This is a genomic window from Halorubrum sp. BV1 (genome assembly GCF_000746205.1).
GTDB lineage: Archaea > Halobacteriota > Halobacteria > Halobacteriales > Haloferacaceae > Halorubrum.
This window is the reverse complement of the sequence record NZ_KN050825.1, coordinates 414,449-429,412: the sequence shown is the minus strand read 5'-3', so window position 1 is coordinate 429,412 and position 14,964 is coordinate 414,449. Positions and strand designations below refer to the sequence as shown.

Here is a 14,964-nt window from a genome sequence, read left to right as displayed (position 1 = left end):
GAAGACGATGCACGACAAGGGGCTGACGACGACGATAGACTGGAAGGACAAGGACGCGTACGGCCGCTCTATCTCCTCGAAGAAGCGGTCGCAGATGCACCGGCTGCGCAAGTGGCAAGAGCGGATCCGAACGAAGGACGCGGGCGAGCGGAACCTCCAGTTTGCGCTCTCTGAGATCGACCGGATGGCGAGCGCGCTCGGCGTGCCGCGTTCCGTGCGCGAGGTGGCCTCGGTGATCTACCGCCGCGCGTTGAACGAGGACCTGATCCGCGGCCGCTCCATCGAAGGCGTCTCGACCGCCGCCCTCTACGCCGCCTGTCGCAAGGAGGGGATTCCCCGCTCGCTCGAAGAGATATCCGACGTGTCTCGCGTCGACCGGAAAGAGATCGGTCGGACGTACCGGTACATCTCACAGGAGCTCGGCTTGGAGATGCGTCCGGTCGACCCGAAAAAGTACGTCCCGCGGTTCTCCTCTGAGCTGGAACTCTCCGAGGAGGTGCAATCGAAGGCCAACGAGATCATCGAGACCACTGCAGAACAGGGGTTACTCTCCGGAAAGTCGCCCACCGGCTACGCGGCCGCGGCGATCTACGCCGCGTCGCTTCTGTGCAACGAGAAGAAGACCCAGCGCGAGGTCGCAGACGTCGCGCAAGTGACGGAAGTCACCATCCGAAACCGGTATCAAGAGCAGATCGAAGCGATGGGCATCCACAGCTAGCGTCGATCTGTCGGCCCGTCCGCCACGGGACGCTGGCGGTTTGCCGTACGGTGTCCCCGCCGTGCGGCCGGCCCGGCCGCCAGCAACGTTCAAGCGCCCGCGACTCCAACTCCGATCCGAATGCGGCTCGACGAGTTCATCGAGTTCGAGGCGAACGAGCGCGCCGAGCGCCGCCGCCTCGCGAGCGAGAAGGACTACGCGATCCTCGACCACCTCGACTCCTTCGAGCGACGATTCGAGGAGCACGTCTCCGACGACGCGGTGGTCGGCAGCGTCTCTCCCTCTATCTTCGTCGGCCGCGCGGACTACCCGACCGTCTCCACCGGGCTGCTCTCGCCAGTCGGCCGCGAAGATGCCGCGGAGCGGTTCCGCACCTCCGCGGCGTGGTACGACGAGGGCGTCTCCATCACAGACGTGTTCGACCGGCGGACGAGCCTCCTCAACTCGGCCCGCGGCGTCGACGTCGCGAGCGCCGGCGCGAGCGGCGGCGCAGTCGGTTCGAGCGCGGGCGACGCGCCCGCGAACTCCGTCCACGATGCGTGGGACGGATGGCTCGGCGTCCAACGTGAGGTCGCTATCGCCGATCGCCCCGTCGACGTGGAGATCGGGTTAGACGGCCGGCCGGAACTCGACTTCGAAATCGGTCCCGAAGACATCAAAACGCCGACCGGCCCCCGCGCGGCCGCTCGTTCTGCCGAACTCGGCGAGAACCCGCACGTCCCCCGAGCGGTGAAAAAGACGCTCGAAGACGACGACTGGCGCGCCGAGGGCGCGATGACGTACCTCTACCGTCGCGGATTCGACGTCTACGATATCAACACGATCCTCTCCGCGGGCGCGCTCGGCCGTGGCGCGGACCGCCGGCTCGTCCCCACGCGCTGGTCTATCACCGCCGTCGACGACACCGTCGGGCGGTACCTCCGCGGGTCCGTTCGCGACAACCCGACTGTCGACCGGATCGAGGTCCATCGCAACGAGTACCTCGGCAACGCGTTCTGGGTGATCCTCGTTCCCGGTCGGTGGGAGTACGAGCTCGTCGAGATGAAATCGCCCGGCTCGATCTGGAACCCCGACCCCGCGGGGGGAGTCTACCTCGCGGCCGCGAGCGAGGGCCGCGAGGGTCGCACGGGCTACGTCGAGGAGACGGCCGGTGCCTACTACGCGGCCCGCCTGGGCGTCTTAGAGCAGCTCGATGATCGCGGTCGACAGGCGAAAGCGCTCGTGTTGCGGCACGTCTCCGACGACTACTGGGGTCCCGTCGGCGTCTGGCAGGTGCGCGAGGCCGTCCGCAACGCCTTCGACGGCGAGTCCGGAACCGCGGAGACGTTCGGCGAGGCGGTCCGCGGTGTCACGGAACACCTCCCGGTCTCGCTCGGTCGCCTCCGGCGAAAGTCGACGATGGCGGCCGGGCTCCAGGCGAATCTCGGCGACTTCGTCGACGCGGGGTGACGGCGGTCGCAGCGAGACTCGCCGCTCGCGCCCGAGCGTTTTAGTCGCGCTGCCGAGTGGATGGCCCCATGGTTCCCACGGTCCCCGCGTTCGGCGGCGTCCCCGGCGGTCCCGAGCTGTTGATCCTCCTTTTGGTCTTCGCGCTTCTCTTCGGCGTTCCCCTCGCCGTCATCGCGGGCGTGGCACTAATACTCAAACTGCGTTCCGACGGTGAGGAGCCGGATGCCGACCGTATCGCTAAACTGGAGGCGGAGGTCGAACGGCTTCGCGAGAAGATTGACGACGACCCGGACGAACACGACGGAAATCGCTGATAACCGTCCGCCTGCCCGATCCACGTCGCCGTTTCCCGGTCAATCCTCTGCCCGGCAGTACAGATCCTCGCGCGGCGCGTCGCAGTTCGGGCCGTTCGCGGGGAGCTGATCGTCGATCTCGCCCATCTCGCCGCCGGCAAACCGCGTGGATCACACTGGATGGCGGTTTCCGCGACAAACCAGAAATGCGACGCAGCGGCCCGAAGCCACCCGATCTACGCGACCGGCGTCCGCTCGACGACGGTGCCGTCCGCTGTCGGGTACTGCTCGACGATCTCGCCGCGGTCGAGATCGCCGTCTTCCACCATCTCCTCTAAGAGCCACCACGCGATCTCGACGTGGTTCGATTTCGCGGTGTAGAACTCCTCGGGGACGCCGAGCGCCTCGAAGCGGTCGGGGTCGGCGAACGCCTTTCCGTAGACGAGCGTGCCGTCGTCGGTCACCTCATCGAACTCCCGACGAATGTTCCGTGCCATCCGCTTCAGGCGGTTCCGGTGTTGGGCGGCGTCTTTGAACACCGACGTACAGAAGTACACCTTCTCGTGGCTCGCCATCTCTTCTAAGATGGCGTCGTCTTTCGACCCCTCGACGGCGGACATGTGGCCCTCCTGCAGTTCGAAGCCCTCCTCTTGCATCCGCCGGTAGTTCCCGTCGCTCATCTCGAACTCGTTGATGTTACAAAACTCCGCCGCGCCCTCGTCTAAGAACTCTAGGAACTCCGGCTCCGCCCGAATTCCGGGGATCTCGAAGGCGGGTGTGAGCCCTTCCTCGCGGGCGATGTAGAGTATCTCCTCCCACTCGGTGCCGTGCATGTCTCCCCACAGCTCCACGGGTGGGTGAAAGCGGATCTCGTCGAGGCCGGCCTCGCTCAGCCGGCGCATGTTCTCGCGACCGCCCGTGATCCCGGTGTACAGGTGCGTGTGGTGGTCCTCCCCGAACTCGTCTTTGAGCAGTTCGAGATACCGCGTCGTCTTCGCCATCGCCTCTTGGGGCTCGCCGCCCGTGATCGAGGTGCCGAGCGCGCTCATGCGCTTGGCCTCCTCGATCACGTCCTCGTCGGACTCGACTTTCCGCTCGTTGGCGTACACGTCGGTGACGTTCTTCCGGTTTTCTCCGAGGGGGCAGTAGAAACAGTCCCGCTGGTCGCAGTAGCCGTAGACGAAAAGCACCATCTTGCCGCCTTTGGCGCACTGTTCACAGCCCTTGGAGATCATCTACTCCTCGATACTCGCTCTGGCGTGAAAAAGCGTCCGAAGCGCCGTTCCGTGCGTGAGCCGTCCGCACGGAGGTGATCTCCCGATAACACAAAGTATGTACCGTCGCCCGCTCGGGAACGGAGTATGAAACGCGACCCGAACGCCCCAGAGCCGATCGACTGCGACGGCGTCGAAACCTCGTCCGACCGCGGCGGCGGAACGGTCGGTGGTCTCACGCGGCGTCGGACCCTCGCCGCCACCGGATCGCTCGGCCTCGCCGGTCTCGCCGGCTGTACCGCGCTCGATTTCGTTACCGGCGGCGAACCCGTCGAGTTCGCCGCCGAGGCCGCGACGGTTTCCGATGCCGCGCTGGAGGAGACGGGCTACGAGTCGCAAGGCGTCACCGACGACGTCGTCACCCGAGAGTTCGAGGCCGCCGGACAAACTCGCGAGGTGGAAGTGACGAACCGGATAGCCGAGTACGACCGCGGGATCGACGTACTCGGACAGCGGTTCCGCGCCGCGGTGTTCGCGGTCCTCTCGACCCCGCAAGTCGAGGTGCTCGAACAGACGTTTAACCCGGTCGCGGACATGGACTCCGAGGAGCTGGCGACGCTCGTCCAGAACCGGTACGACGGCGTCAGAAACCTCCAGCGAGCGTCTGAGTACGCCACGGACGTGCTCGGTGGCGAGCCGACGGTGGTCACCTACGACGCCGAAGCCGAACTCGCCGACGACGGCGCGACCATCGATATCACGCTCCACGTCACGGAGCCCATCGCTGACGGGAGCGACTTCGTGATCTGTCTCGGCGGGTATCCCCGAGCGATCAGCGACGGCGACAACGTGCGGCGGCTGTTGAACGGCGTCGAGCACCCGAGCGAGTGAGGCCGCGGTGACCGGGACGGCCGGGTCGACGCCGGGGTCACGGGACCCGTCCGGACATCGGGACGTCGGCGAGCCGAAAGCATATGCCGGGGCCTCTCGTAGCCTCGCCCGATGCTGCTCGTCCTCTGTGTCGACCTCGACGACGACCTCGGCCGCAAGACCGGAATCCCGACGCCGGTCGTCGGCGTCGACGAGGTCACGGAGGGCGCAGTCGCGCTCGCGACCGCCGACCCGGAGGACTCCGACGTGAACGTCCTGTTTCAGGGCGTGAACGTCTACGACGAACTCGCGGGCGCGGGCGAGACCGTCGAGGTCGCCGCGGTCACCGGCGTCGACGGCTCGGACGTGAAGGCCAACCGCGCGGTCGGTCAGGAGGTCGACCGGGTGCTCGCGGAGCTGTCGACCGGCGAGGAGGTGTCCGCGGTCGTCATCACCGACGGCGCACAAGACGAGTCGGTGCTCCCCGTGATCCGGTCCCGGATGCCGATAGACGGGATGCGTCGCGTCGTCGTTCGGCAGGCCCAAGACCTCGAATCGCTCTACTACACTATCAAACAAGTCCTCGCCGACCCCGAGACCCGCGGCACGATACTGGTCCCGCTCGGCGTCCTCCTGTTGATCTATCCGCTCGTCGTCGTCGCGAACTTATTCGACGTCGCCGGCGCGGCGGTGCTCGGAATCTTATCCGGCGTCGTCGGCCTCTACTCGCTGTTCCGCGGGCTCGGCCTCGAAGACTCGGTGGATCGGACCGCCTCGACCGTCCGAAACGTCCTCTACACCGGGCGAGTGACGCTCGTGACCTACGTCGTCGCCCTCGCGCTGATCGTCATCGGCGGCGTTCAGGGATTCGACACCATCGACGCCGTCACGGCGGCTCGCGGCGGTCAGACGTCCGTCGGCGTCGACGTGGCCGCGTTCGTCCACGGGTTCGTACAGTGGCTCGCGGTCGCCGGCGTCACCTCCAGCCTCGGTCAGATCACGGACGAGTACCTCGCCGGCCGCTTCCGGTGGCGCTACCTCAACGCGCCCTTTTACGTCCTGTCTATCGCAGTCGTGTTGTACGCCGTCTCGGGGTTCTTCCTCCCCGCCGCCCCGGGCGTGACCGCGCTCACGCTGTCGGACCTCGCCATGGCGCTCGCTGCGGGCACGCTCACGGCCGTGTTGAGCACGCTCGCGTTCGCGGTCGCCGAGTCGCAGTTGCCCTCGGCGGAACCCACCTGAACGGTGACCCCGATCTTGCCGGGCCGCTCCGGGCGATGCCCCCTACCGAGGAGTCCACTCGTCGCACGCGTCCATGTCGTCCATCAGTTCGTCGTAGTGTCCGCAGTACGGCTGCATGCCGTGGTCCGTGCGGACGTAGTCGAACTGCGCGCAGTTCCCGCAGTAGGTGTCACCGGGGCCGTCGCGCGGCGACGCCCCGCCCGCCGATCCGGGCTGTGACGGCGCGGCGTCGGGGCCGTCGGGTCCAGCCGCTTGCGCGTCGTCGAGCGGCGATCTGATCGCGGTCGGGTTGCTCCCGCCGTCGCTGACGCCGGCGGACCCGGGTCCGGTGCCGGGAACGCCGCCGGTGGGGGTCGGCGACCGGCCGCCCGCGCTCCCGCCCCCGCCGGTCGACTCGGCGGCGTCGTCGCGGCTTCTCTCGCTCGCCGTCCCGTTTCCGACCGTCTCCCCGGTGACCGACCCGCCGCCGGACCGGTCCGTCTCGTCCGGTCGGTTGGTCTGCGTCTCGACGTTACCGTCCGGCGTCCCGCCGAGGAGGCCCACGCCGCCCATCCCGTCGAGCTGGTCGCGGCCGACCTCGATCACCTTCGTTTCGCCCTTGTGCGTGACTTCCATCGTCACGGTCCCGCCGGGGTCGTTCCGCGTCTTGAAGTTGGCGACGCCGACGAACACGCTCCACATCGTCGTCGCCGCGCCGAGGAAGTACAGTCCCGCGGTCGGGAGCGTGAGGTCGGTTAACTCGGGGCGCGGGCCGCCGACCCAGTGGTACGGGTACGCGTACGCGAACAGCGCGACGCCGAGACACATGACTGCGGCTCCGATCACGGCCGTCGCCCGGGTGGTCCGATTCGCCGGCAGCACGGTCATCACGCCGAGCAACAACAGGGGGACGCCCACGCCGCCGAGCACGCCGCCGACCCGCCGCGCCGCACCGGAGCCATAGCCGCTCGGGAGCACTACCTCTGCGGCCACGAGAATTCCGGCGACGAGCAGGAGCGCACCGACGACGAACGAGCCCACGCCGAGGTACAGCCGACGCGGATCTACCTCGGAGCGTCCCCGTCCACCGTACGCCTCCGAGAGACTGGTCATAGGCGGCCTACGTCGTCCTCCCTGAAAACAGTATGTCAGACGTTCGCCCGTGTCGGTCGACGGCGACGGGATCGCCCGGTGAACGTCCGGAGTCGGGTCCCCGTTGCGATCCAGCCGGCCTCTCCCGCCTCAGAGGAGCCCGTCGACGTCGACGTGCGCGTCGAGCAGCGCTGCCATCCGTTCAACGGTGCGCGCGTCGCGGGTGCGACCGCCGCGGACGATGCCCTCCGCCCGGTCGATGGTGGTGACGGTGTCGGTGTTCACCGCGAGAACGGGCGTGCCGGCGTCCGCGGCCTTGCCGAGCACCGCTCCGGACGGTCGATGGCCGCCCGTGAGAACGAGACACGCGACACCCGAGGCATCGAGCGCCGCGGTCTGGACGTCCGCGCGGTCGCCGCCGGTTATCACGGCGGCGTCGCGCGCGCGCCGGAAGTAGCGGAGCGCTTCGTCGCCGCCCATCGCGCCCACGAGGAACCGCTCCACGAACGCGTCGGTCGGCGCGTCGGTCAGTAGCTCCGCGCCCAGCTCGTCGGCGAGTTCGCCGACGGTGACGCCGGCGAGCTCCTTCTCGTGCGGAATCGCGCCGAAGACGGTGATGCCCTTCGATTCGAGGAACGGGATCCCGTCTTGGTCGAGCGAGTCGAACGCGTCGTCCGAGACCTTGTTGAACACGACGCCGGCGAGCCGGTCACCGAAGGCGTCGGCGGCCGCGAGCACTTCGTCGAGATCGTTCGGCGACGCGTACTCGGCGGCCAAGACGACGCGCGCGTCGAACAGGTCCGCGACGTCGACGTCGGTCAGGTCGACCACGCCGCCCGTGGTCCAGCTCCCGCCGCCCTCGACGAACATGTGGTCGCGGTCGGCCGCGAGCGCCTCGTACTCCTCCCGGATCCGGTCGCGCAGCGCGTCCGGGTCCTCAGTGCCGCGGATCGCGCCCTCGACGAACGTTGGCGAGTAGACGACCGGCTCCATCTGGTGCATCTCGGCGTCTAATCCGAGCACCTCGCGGGCCAGCATGGGGTCCTGATCGAGCGTTTTGCCGACGTTCGACTGGAGCCGGGTCCCCTTCGGCTTCATGTAGCCGACGCTGCGGTCGCGGTCGGCGGCGAGCCGCGCGAGGGCGACGGTGATCGCGGTCTTTCCGACGTGTTCTCCGGTCGCGGTGACGAGTGTCGTGGGTGTGTCTGTCATTGGTCGGGTTCCTCCGAGTCGAGTTCTTCCGGGTCGACGGTGAGTCTCACGTCGACGGCGGCGGCGTTCGTGCCGCCGTCGTCGTCGGGCAGTGCGACGAGGGGGTTGATATCGAGTTCGAGGATCGCGGGAAAGTCGGTGACCAGCTGTGAGAGCCGACCGATCGTCTCGATCACGGCGTCGACGTCGACGGAGTCGCGCCCGCGCGCCCCGCGAAGGAGAGGGGCAGACTGGATCTCCTCTGTCATCTCTCTGGCTTCCGGCTTCGAGACGGGCGCGACGCGGAAGGTGGTGTCTTCCATCACCTCCACGAAGATTCCGCCGAGTCCGAACATCAACAGCGGACCGAACTGCGGGTCGCGGTTCATACCGACGATCGTCTCGACGCCGTCGTCTAATTCGACCATCTCCTGCACCTGTACGCCGAGGATGGCCGCGTCGGGCTGGTAGTTTCGCGCGCGAGTGATCAGGGTCTCGTAGGTGTCCGCGACGTCGCCGTCTTCGACGCCGACGGCGACGCCGCCGATGTCGGACTTGTGGAGGATGTCGGGCGAGACGATCTTCATCACCACGTCCCCGTCGATCTCGGCAGCGACCTCCCGGGCGCGCTCCGGCGAGTCGACGATCTCGCCCGCGGGCGTGGCGATCCCGTACGCGTCGAGAAGCTCCATCGCCTCGACGCCTAAGCGATTATCGTCGCGCTCGCGCACCGTCTCTAGGATCCCGCGAGCGCGCTCGCGGTCCACGTCGAACGTCATCGGGTCCGCGTACTCGCGCGTCTTGATATCGCGGTACTCCGCGAGCGTCGCGAGACTGTCGATGGCGCGGGCGGGGTCGAAGTAGCAGGGGATCCCCTTCGACTGCAGCTGCTGTTTCGGCTCGCGGGTCCGGTCGCCGCCCATCAGGCAGGCGGCCACGGGTGCGTCCATCTCCCCGCTTACGGCCTCTATCGCGTCCGCGAGGTCGGCGAAGTCGATCGTCGCCGTCGGCGCGGCCAACACGAGCGCGGCTCCGACGTTGTCGTCGCGCACGGTGATTTCGAGCGCCTCGCGGAACCGCTCCACGTCGGCGTCGCCGATCACGTCGACCGGGTTGTGGATGTTCGCTTCCGCGGGCATCGCGTCGGCGAGCCGGTCGCTCGTCTCGCGGGTGAACGAGGCCATGTCGAGGTCGGCGTCGCCGACCGCGTCGGTCGCCATCACGCCGGGGCCGCCGGCGTTCGTGACGACGGCGACGCTGTCGGTGTCGGGAAGCGGCTGGCTGCCTAAGATGCCGGCGGCGTCGAACAGTTCGTCGACCGACTCCGCGCGGATGACGCCCGCCTGATCGAGCCCGGCCTCGTACGCCTTCTCGGAGCCGGCGAGCGTCCCGGTGTGTGAGGAGGCGGCCTGCGCGCCGGCGCTCGTCCGCCCCGATTTCACGGCGACGATCGGCGTCTCCTGTGTGGTCTCGCGGGCGGCGTCGATGAACTCGCGGCCGTCCTCGATCCCCTCTAGGTAGCCGATGATGACGTCGGTCTCGTCGTCGTCCCCCCAGTGAGAGACGAAGTCCGTCTCGTCTAAGACCGCCTTGTTCCCGAGCGACACGACGTCTTTGAAGCCGATCCCGTTGTCGTTGGCCCAGTCGAGCACGGCGGTGACGAACGCCCCCGACTGGCTCATAAAGGAGAGCCCGCCGGGTAAGGCGTTCTCCGGGCCGAACGTCGCGTTCATCCCGGAGGGAGTCGACATGATCCCCAAGCTGTTTGGGCCGACGAGGTTGAGATCGTACTCGTCGGCTAGCTCTGCGAGGCGACGCTCCCTCGCAGCCCCATCCTCCCCGGTCTCGCCGAACCCGGCGGTGATCACGACGACGTTGCCGACGCCGGCCTCGCCACATGCCTCGATCGCGTCCAACACGATCGCGGGCGGCACGACGATCACCGCGACGTCGGCGTCGGCCTCGCTGACCCCGTCCACGCAGGGCGTCCCGAGCACCTCGTCGTAGTTCGGGTTGACCGGGACGGTGTCGCCGTCGAAGTCGTCGAGCAGGTTCGACGTGACGGCCCGCCCGACAGCTCCCTCGCGGGCGGTTGCGCCGACGACGGCGACCCGGTCCGGGTCGAACAGCTCGTTGAGCGTACCCATCAACGATCACCTACGCAAACCGGTGGCTTAAGATCGGTGGGAGCGGTTTCACGAGCCGAGTTAATCACTCGACTGACGTCTCTGTCTCCCCCGCAAGCCGCCCGAGACACTGTTCCACCACCGTCAGAGACACCGTTCAACCCACCGTCAGAGACACCGTTCAACCCACCGTCAGAGACACTGTCCACTCTCGTCGGGTGGACGTCCCCGTCGCTGTCTCTCCGATCCCGTGGTCGCTTCAGTCGTTCGAGATCGCGTTCAGTCTCCGGGGCGGTCCCCGCCCGTCGCCTGCGGTCGGGTCGACGGCGTCTTCGGCGTCGTCACAGTCGGCGTTCGGGAGCGAGAGCGTCACGACGTTGCCGCCCTCGTGGGTGTCGAACGTGATGTCGCCGCCGGACCTGTCTGCGATCCAGTAGACGAGCCACAGTCCCATCCCGTCGGTGTGATTGAGGGCGTCCATCTCCCATCGGTCGGTGACTGCGGACCGCTCCTCCGGCGGAATCGGCTCGCAGTTGTCCCACACGGCGATATCGACGGTGTCGGCCGAGACAGTCACGTCGATCTGGACCGCGGGCGTCGACGCCGCGTGTTCGACCGCGTTGTCGACCAGCTCGGCGATCGCGTAGTCGATCTCCGGGTGCGTGAACGCGGACACGTCGGACGGACACGAGGCGACGAGCCGCGGAACCGCCCCGTCGGCGGCGTGCGCTTCGGAACCGCCTGCGCTCGACTCGGACCCAGTCGCGCCCGTTCCGAGGTCGTCCACCCCGTCGTGACGCGATCCGGACGGGCCGACGGTTCCGCCGTCGGGCGACCCTCGCGCACCCGTCCCGTCCGCGCTCGCGCCGGTCGACTCCTTGCAGTCGACGACGATCGGACCCGAAACGCCGTCAGCGACCATCTCGACGGCGGTCTCGACGGCCGGTCGGAGCGAGACCGGGTGCGGTGACCTGCGTTGGTGGAGCATCTCGATCACCCCGCGCTGCTTTTCGGCTGTCGTCAGCAGGTCGTCCGCGACTCGTCGGATCGTCTCGACGTGTTCCGTGACGGCGTCGGCGGCGTCGACGGGTAACGGTCCCGCGGTGTCGCGGGCGCGGTCGTGGTCGCTGTCGGCGTCGTCGCTCGACCCGCTCGCATCGGCCACCCGATCGGCGATCTGCTCCGCGGTGCCGTCGACGATGTTCATGTCGTTCCGAATCGTGTGACGCAACAGGTTGTCCAGCACCGCGAGCTGTCGCTCCCGTCGATACTCCTCTGTCACGTCGCGCGCGAACCCGGTCACTGCGACCACCTCTCCGTGTTCGACCACCGGTTCTCCCGGCACGCGGACCCATGTGGTCGCTCCCTCGTCGGTTCCGAGCCGGTAGTCGACGTGGGTCGAATCGCCGTTCGAGAGGCGGTTCATCGCGCGTTCGACGTAGGGCCGGTCGTCGGGGTGAACCGCACGGAGGAAGCTCTGCGGCTCTCGTTCGAGCGTCTCCACGGACACTCCGTACACCTCCTCGACCGCGTCGTTGACGAACAGCAGCTCGCTCCAGTCGGCCGAGAACATCCAGAACACGTCCGCCGACGCCGAGGCGATAGTCTCCAGCCGCCGCCGCGACTCCACCTCCTTCGTGACGTCGCGTGAGGTCAACACGTAGCCGTCGACGTCCGTCTCAGGGGGAGCGTATACCGTCGTTCGGAGCCAGATCCACTCGCCGTCGGCAGTGCTGTACCGGTATTCGATCGCCTCATCCGTCTCGCGCTCGCCGGCAACGATCGCGTCGAAGGCGGCTCGGACTCGCTCCCTGTCTTCGGGATGAACGAGGTCGAACGCGTCCGCGCCGATCAGCTCGTCGGGCTCGAAGCCGAGCAGGTCGACGACGGCCGCGTTGCAGTATCGGTAGACCCCGTCGGCGTCGAGCACCACGACCTTGTCTTGGGCGAGGTCGATGAGTGTTCCGGGGTCCGGCCGCTGACACATATCGGAACCGCGTCTGTGCGCAAGTATAAGCCTGCTTCTGGAATTATCAGAAACGAAACGGAGCCGGGACACACGAGACGGACGCCCCGAAATCCGCACTCCCCTATCGTCCGGCGCTCAGTCGGCCGACACGCCCGTCGTCTCGAAGCCGGCCGCCGGCTCCGACGTATCGGGGATATCAAGCGTCAGCGTGACGCCGTCGCCGGTGAACTCGATCGTGGCGTCGCTCGGTCCCCGCGTGTACTCCGCCGCGTGGTCGCCGTCCGGATCGAACCGGACTCCCTCGACCAACAGGGGCGTGTCGCTCAGCCGCTCGACCTTGCGGTAGGCGGTCGAGAGCGCGATGTCGCACGTTTCCGCGAGTTCGCTCGTCGTCATGGCCGTGTCGGCGGCGCGGAGGATCGCACGACAGTCGGGGTCTGCGAGGAGGTCGAACGACTCGTCTAGCGTCTCGTCGCCTTCGGTCGCCGTGATCGATCCGGTCGCGTGCGGAGCGTTTCGCTTCATGAACGTAGATAGCGGTTCCACACACCCCAACACCGCCCCTGTATATAGGGGGTATTTTATAAGATCGCGCGGAGGCGGCGGACGACCCCGTCGGCGTTCGAGTCTCGGTTCCGGACGCAGCCCCCGCGTCGTCAACGTTTTGACCGCCGGCGAACACGGATGGACGTGGATGGGCCCCGGAATTAGAGCGGAAGTCTCGCTTCCCGTGTCGTCTCCGTCGCCGTTCGCGGAGTTCGTCGACGGCTCGACGCCGATCTACAGCGTCGCCCGCAGCGGTCCCAACGGCGACGCCGACACCGTGGTCTACGAGTTCATCACGGACCGCGACTTCCAGGGTGCCGGCGACGGTGACGCGGACGTGGTGTTCGATTACGGTGCCAAGGCCGCCTATCGCTTCGAGACGCCGTGTCGCGGCGACTCGCCGTTCACCGTGCTCGACCGCCACGGGATCCCCGCCGCAGAAACGACGATCCGCGACGGACGGCTGATCGTCACGTTTCACGCTGCCGACCTCCCGTCCCTCCGCTCTGTGCTCGACGGCTTTCAGGAGTCGTGTCCCGACATGAAGGTGTTACAGCTGCTCCAGTCGTCGTCGACGCCCGAGGAGTCGGACCTCGTCACCGTCGACCGGAGCGATCTGACCGAACGGCAGCGAGAGGTGCTCACCGCCGCGTACGAGGCGGGATACTTCGACCACCCTAAGGGAGCCAACGCCGGCGAGGTCGCCGACTCCCTCGGTATCGACCGCTCGACGTTCTCGGAGCACGTCGCCGCCGCACAGCGGAAGCTGCTCTCGACCGTGCTCGAGTGACCGCGGTTGCTCCCCCCATCGAACCGCAGTGGCGCGGCCGCGTCGTCGCGTGACCGAATTCCGAACCGACAGGAATCCGATCCATCCTTGATGACCGTTCGGATCGAATGTGTATGTATGACGGACGCACAGACACACACTTTCGTCTGCCCGGAGTGTCGCCGGTCGATCGAGGTGGACGACGCGATGCGGGCGACGCTGCTCGACGCGGGCTGTGTCGTCTGCGGCGCGGCCGTCACCGAGGCCGACATCGACAACCCTTCTGCCGCGAGCACGCCGACGGCCGACCGTCTCTCGTGATCGAGGGGTCGGCGAGCCGTACAGTCGCACCGCCGCCCCGCCGTCGCGCGGTTGCGCTGTCGTCCGGTCTTTTGCATCTCGTATCCTTTATCCCGACGTACACAGAGGTGTGCGTATGGCGACGAACAGCGAGGCCGAGATGTCCCCCGCGGAGGTCGACGCGTTTCTGTCCCGACACGAGACCGGCGTGCTCTCTCTCGCGCGCGACGAGACCCCTTACGCTATCCCCATCTCGTACGGCTTCGACACGGAGTCGCGGGACGCGTTCCTCCGGCTGGTGTCGACCCCGAACAGCGAAAAGCGCGAGTTCCTCCGATCGAGCCCGAAGGCCCGAATCGTTGTGTACGAGGAGGACGGCGACCGCTACGGCAGCGTCGTCGGCGTCGGCACGCTTCACCGGGTCGACCTCGATAAGTTGACGCCCGAGACGATCGCACAGTACGGTGAGACGCGTCGCCCGCTCTTCGAGATCTGGGCGGACGGAAAATCCGACCTCGACATCGACCTCTACCGGTTCACCCCCGACCGGCTCACGGGGCGGATCGTCACCGTTGATCGAGAGGACGCGTAAGCCGTCTGCGACGTGGCCGCTTCCTGCGCTCTGTGACTGTGACTTGCGGGATCCGCTCTCGGGAGCGCCGCCGACGGGTCTTTCCCCCCGCCGGGTGATGTCGGAGCATGCCGACCGTCAGCGACACCTACATCGAGAACCGCCAGCGCGTCCAGCCGACGCACACGAACAACTACGAGTCGGCACACGGGGGGAACGTCGTCAAGTGGATGGACGAGGTCGGCGCGATGTCCGCGATGCGTCACGCCGGCGAGACCTGCGTCACCGCCAAGATCAGCGAGCTCGACTTCAAACGACCCATTCCGCAGGGCGACACCTGCGTCATCGAGTCGTACGCGTACGCGGCCGGTCGGACGAGCGTCCGCGTCCGCCTGCGCGCGTTCCGCGAATCACCCCGAACCGGCGACCGCGAGGTGACGACGGAGTCGTACTTCGTGTTCGTCGCGGTCGACGAGGACGGCGACCCGACGCCCGTTCCCGACCTCGAAACCGGCGGAAAGCGGTGTCGAACCCTCCGTGACGCAGCGCTCGATGCCGAACCGGCCGACGCAACGTAACACTACACTGACACTGGGGCAGTCGTGCGCTCCCCGATAGGGTACACGATTAATCCT

General features: G+C 67.6%; 15 protein-coding genes. 9 read left to right on the top strand and 6 right to left on the bottom strand.

Annotated elements, in window-relative coordinates; translation table 11 throughout:
- The 3 genes from EP28_RS13540 to EP28_RS13530 all read left to right on the top strand — a co-directional run.
- A partial coding sequence (locus EP28_RS13540; RefSeq protein WP_049984546.1) for a transcription initiation factor IIB occupies window positions 1–718 on the top strand: 718 nt, incomplete at its 5' end.
- A 120-nt stretch (window positions 719–838) separates the two neighbouring features.
- A complete protein-coding gene (locus tag EP28_RS13535; protein WP_049984521.1) occupies window positions 839–2,167 on the top strand; it encodes an Nre family DNA repair protein in 1,329 nt (442 codons plus the stop codon).
- Window positions 2,168–2,235: 68 nt separating this feature from the next.
- Window positions 2,236–2,481, top strand: coding sequence for a preprotein translocase subunit TatA (locus tag EP28_RS13530; RefSeq protein ID WP_049984520.1), 246 nt, complete (start codon window positions 2,236–2,238; stop codon window positions 2,479–2,481).
- A 215-nt stretch (window positions 2,482–2,696) separates the two neighbouring features.
- Here EP28_RS13530 and EP28_RS13525 read toward each other — a convergent pair whose 3' ends face one another.
- Window positions 2,697–3,695 (bottom strand): radical SAM protein, encoded by a 999-nt coding sequence (locus EP28_RS13525; RefSeq protein ID WP_049984519.1) that lies wholly within the window; start codon window positions 3,693–3,695, stop codon window positions 2,697–2,699.
- 126 nt (window positions 3,696–3,821) lie between these two features.
- Here EP28_RS13525 and EP28_RS13520 point away from each other — a divergent pair, with 126 nt between their 5' ends.
- Both EP28_RS13520 and EP28_RS13515 read left to right on the top strand, forming a co-directional pair.
- Window positions 3,822–4,565, top strand: a complete 744-nt coding sequence (locus EP28_RS13520; protein WP_080506162.1) for a DUF6517 family protein — start codon at window positions 3,822–3,824, stop codon at window positions 4,563–4,565.
- Window positions 4,566–4,676: 111 nt separating this feature from the next.
- On the top strand, window positions 4,677–5,786 hold the full coding sequence (locus tag EP28_RS13515) for a DUF373 family protein (protein WP_049984518.1): 1,110 nt from the start codon (window positions 4,677–4,679) through the stop codon (window positions 5,784–5,786).
- A gap of 42 nt (window positions 5,787–5,828) precedes the next feature.
- Here EP28_RS13515 and EP28_RS13510 read toward each other — a convergent pair whose 3' ends face one another.
- The 5 genes from EP28_RS13510 to EP28_RS13490 all read right to left on the bottom strand — a co-directional run bounded on the left by EP28_RS13510 (window position 5,829) and on the right by EP28_RS13490 (window position 12,668).
- Window positions 5,829–6,878, bottom strand: a complete 1,050-nt coding sequence (locus EP28_RS13510) for a cell division protein CdpA domain-containing protein (RefSeq protein ID WP_049984517.1) — start codon at window positions 6,876–6,878, stop codon at window positions 5,829–5,831.
- A 129-nt stretch (window positions 6,879–7,007) separates the two neighbouring features.
- A complete protein-coding gene (locus tag EP28_RS13505) occupies window positions 7,008–8,069 on the bottom strand; it encodes a phosphotransacetylase family protein (protein WP_049984516.1) in 1,062 nt (353 codons plus the stop codon).
- Complete coding sequence (locus EP28_RS13500; RefSeq protein WP_049984515.1) at window positions 8,066–10,195, bottom strand: acetate--CoA ligase family protein; 2,130 nt, start codon at window positions 10,193–10,195, stop codon at window positions 8,066–8,068. The genes EP28_RS13505 and EP28_RS13500 overlap by 4 nt, the downstream gene beginning before the upstream one ends.
- Window positions 10,196–10,433: 238 nt before the next feature.
- The gene (locus EP28_RS13495) at window positions 10,434–12,161 is read right to left on the bottom strand and encodes a PAS domain-containing protein (protein WP_049984514.1); all 1,728 of its coding nucleotides are present in this window, start codon (window positions 12,159–12,161) and stop codon (window positions 10,434–10,436) included.
- Window positions 12,162–12,278: 117 nt separating this feature from the next.
- Window positions 12,279–12,668, bottom strand: a complete 390-nt coding sequence (locus EP28_RS13490; RefSeq protein WP_049984513.1) for a winged helix-turn-helix domain-containing protein — start codon at window positions 12,666–12,668, stop codon at window positions 12,279–12,281.
- A gap of 169 nt (window positions 12,669–12,837) precedes the next feature.
- On the opposite strand from EP28_RS13490, the gene EP28_RS13485 reads away from it, so the two are divergent.
- From EP28_RS13485 to EP28_RS13470, 4 genes are all read left to right on the top strand, one after another.
- Window positions 12,838–13,479 (top strand): helix-turn-helix domain-containing protein, encoded by a 642-nt coding sequence (locus tag EP28_RS13485; protein WP_049984512.1) that lies wholly within the window; start codon window positions 12,838–12,840, stop codon window positions 13,477–13,479.
- 117 nt (window positions 13,480–13,596) lie between these two features.
- Window positions 13,597–13,779, top strand: coding sequence for a DUF7560 family zinc ribbon protein (locus tag EP28_RS13480; protein ID WP_049984511.1), 183 nt, complete (start codon window positions 13,597–13,599; stop codon window positions 13,777–13,779).
- 115 nt (window positions 13,780–13,894) lie between these two features.
- A complete protein-coding gene (locus EP28_RS13475) occupies window positions 13,895–14,350 on the top strand; it encodes a pyridoxamine 5'-phosphate oxidase family protein (protein ID WP_049984510.1) in 456 nt (151 codons plus the stop codon).
- A gap of 107 nt (window positions 14,351–14,457) precedes the next feature.
- On the top strand, window positions 14,458–14,907 hold the full coding sequence (locus EP28_RS13470) for an acyl-CoA thioesterase (protein WP_049984509.1): 450 nt from the start codon (window positions 14,458–14,460) through the stop codon (window positions 14,905–14,907).
- The last annotated feature ends 57 nt before the right edge of the window (window positions 14,908–14,964 follow it).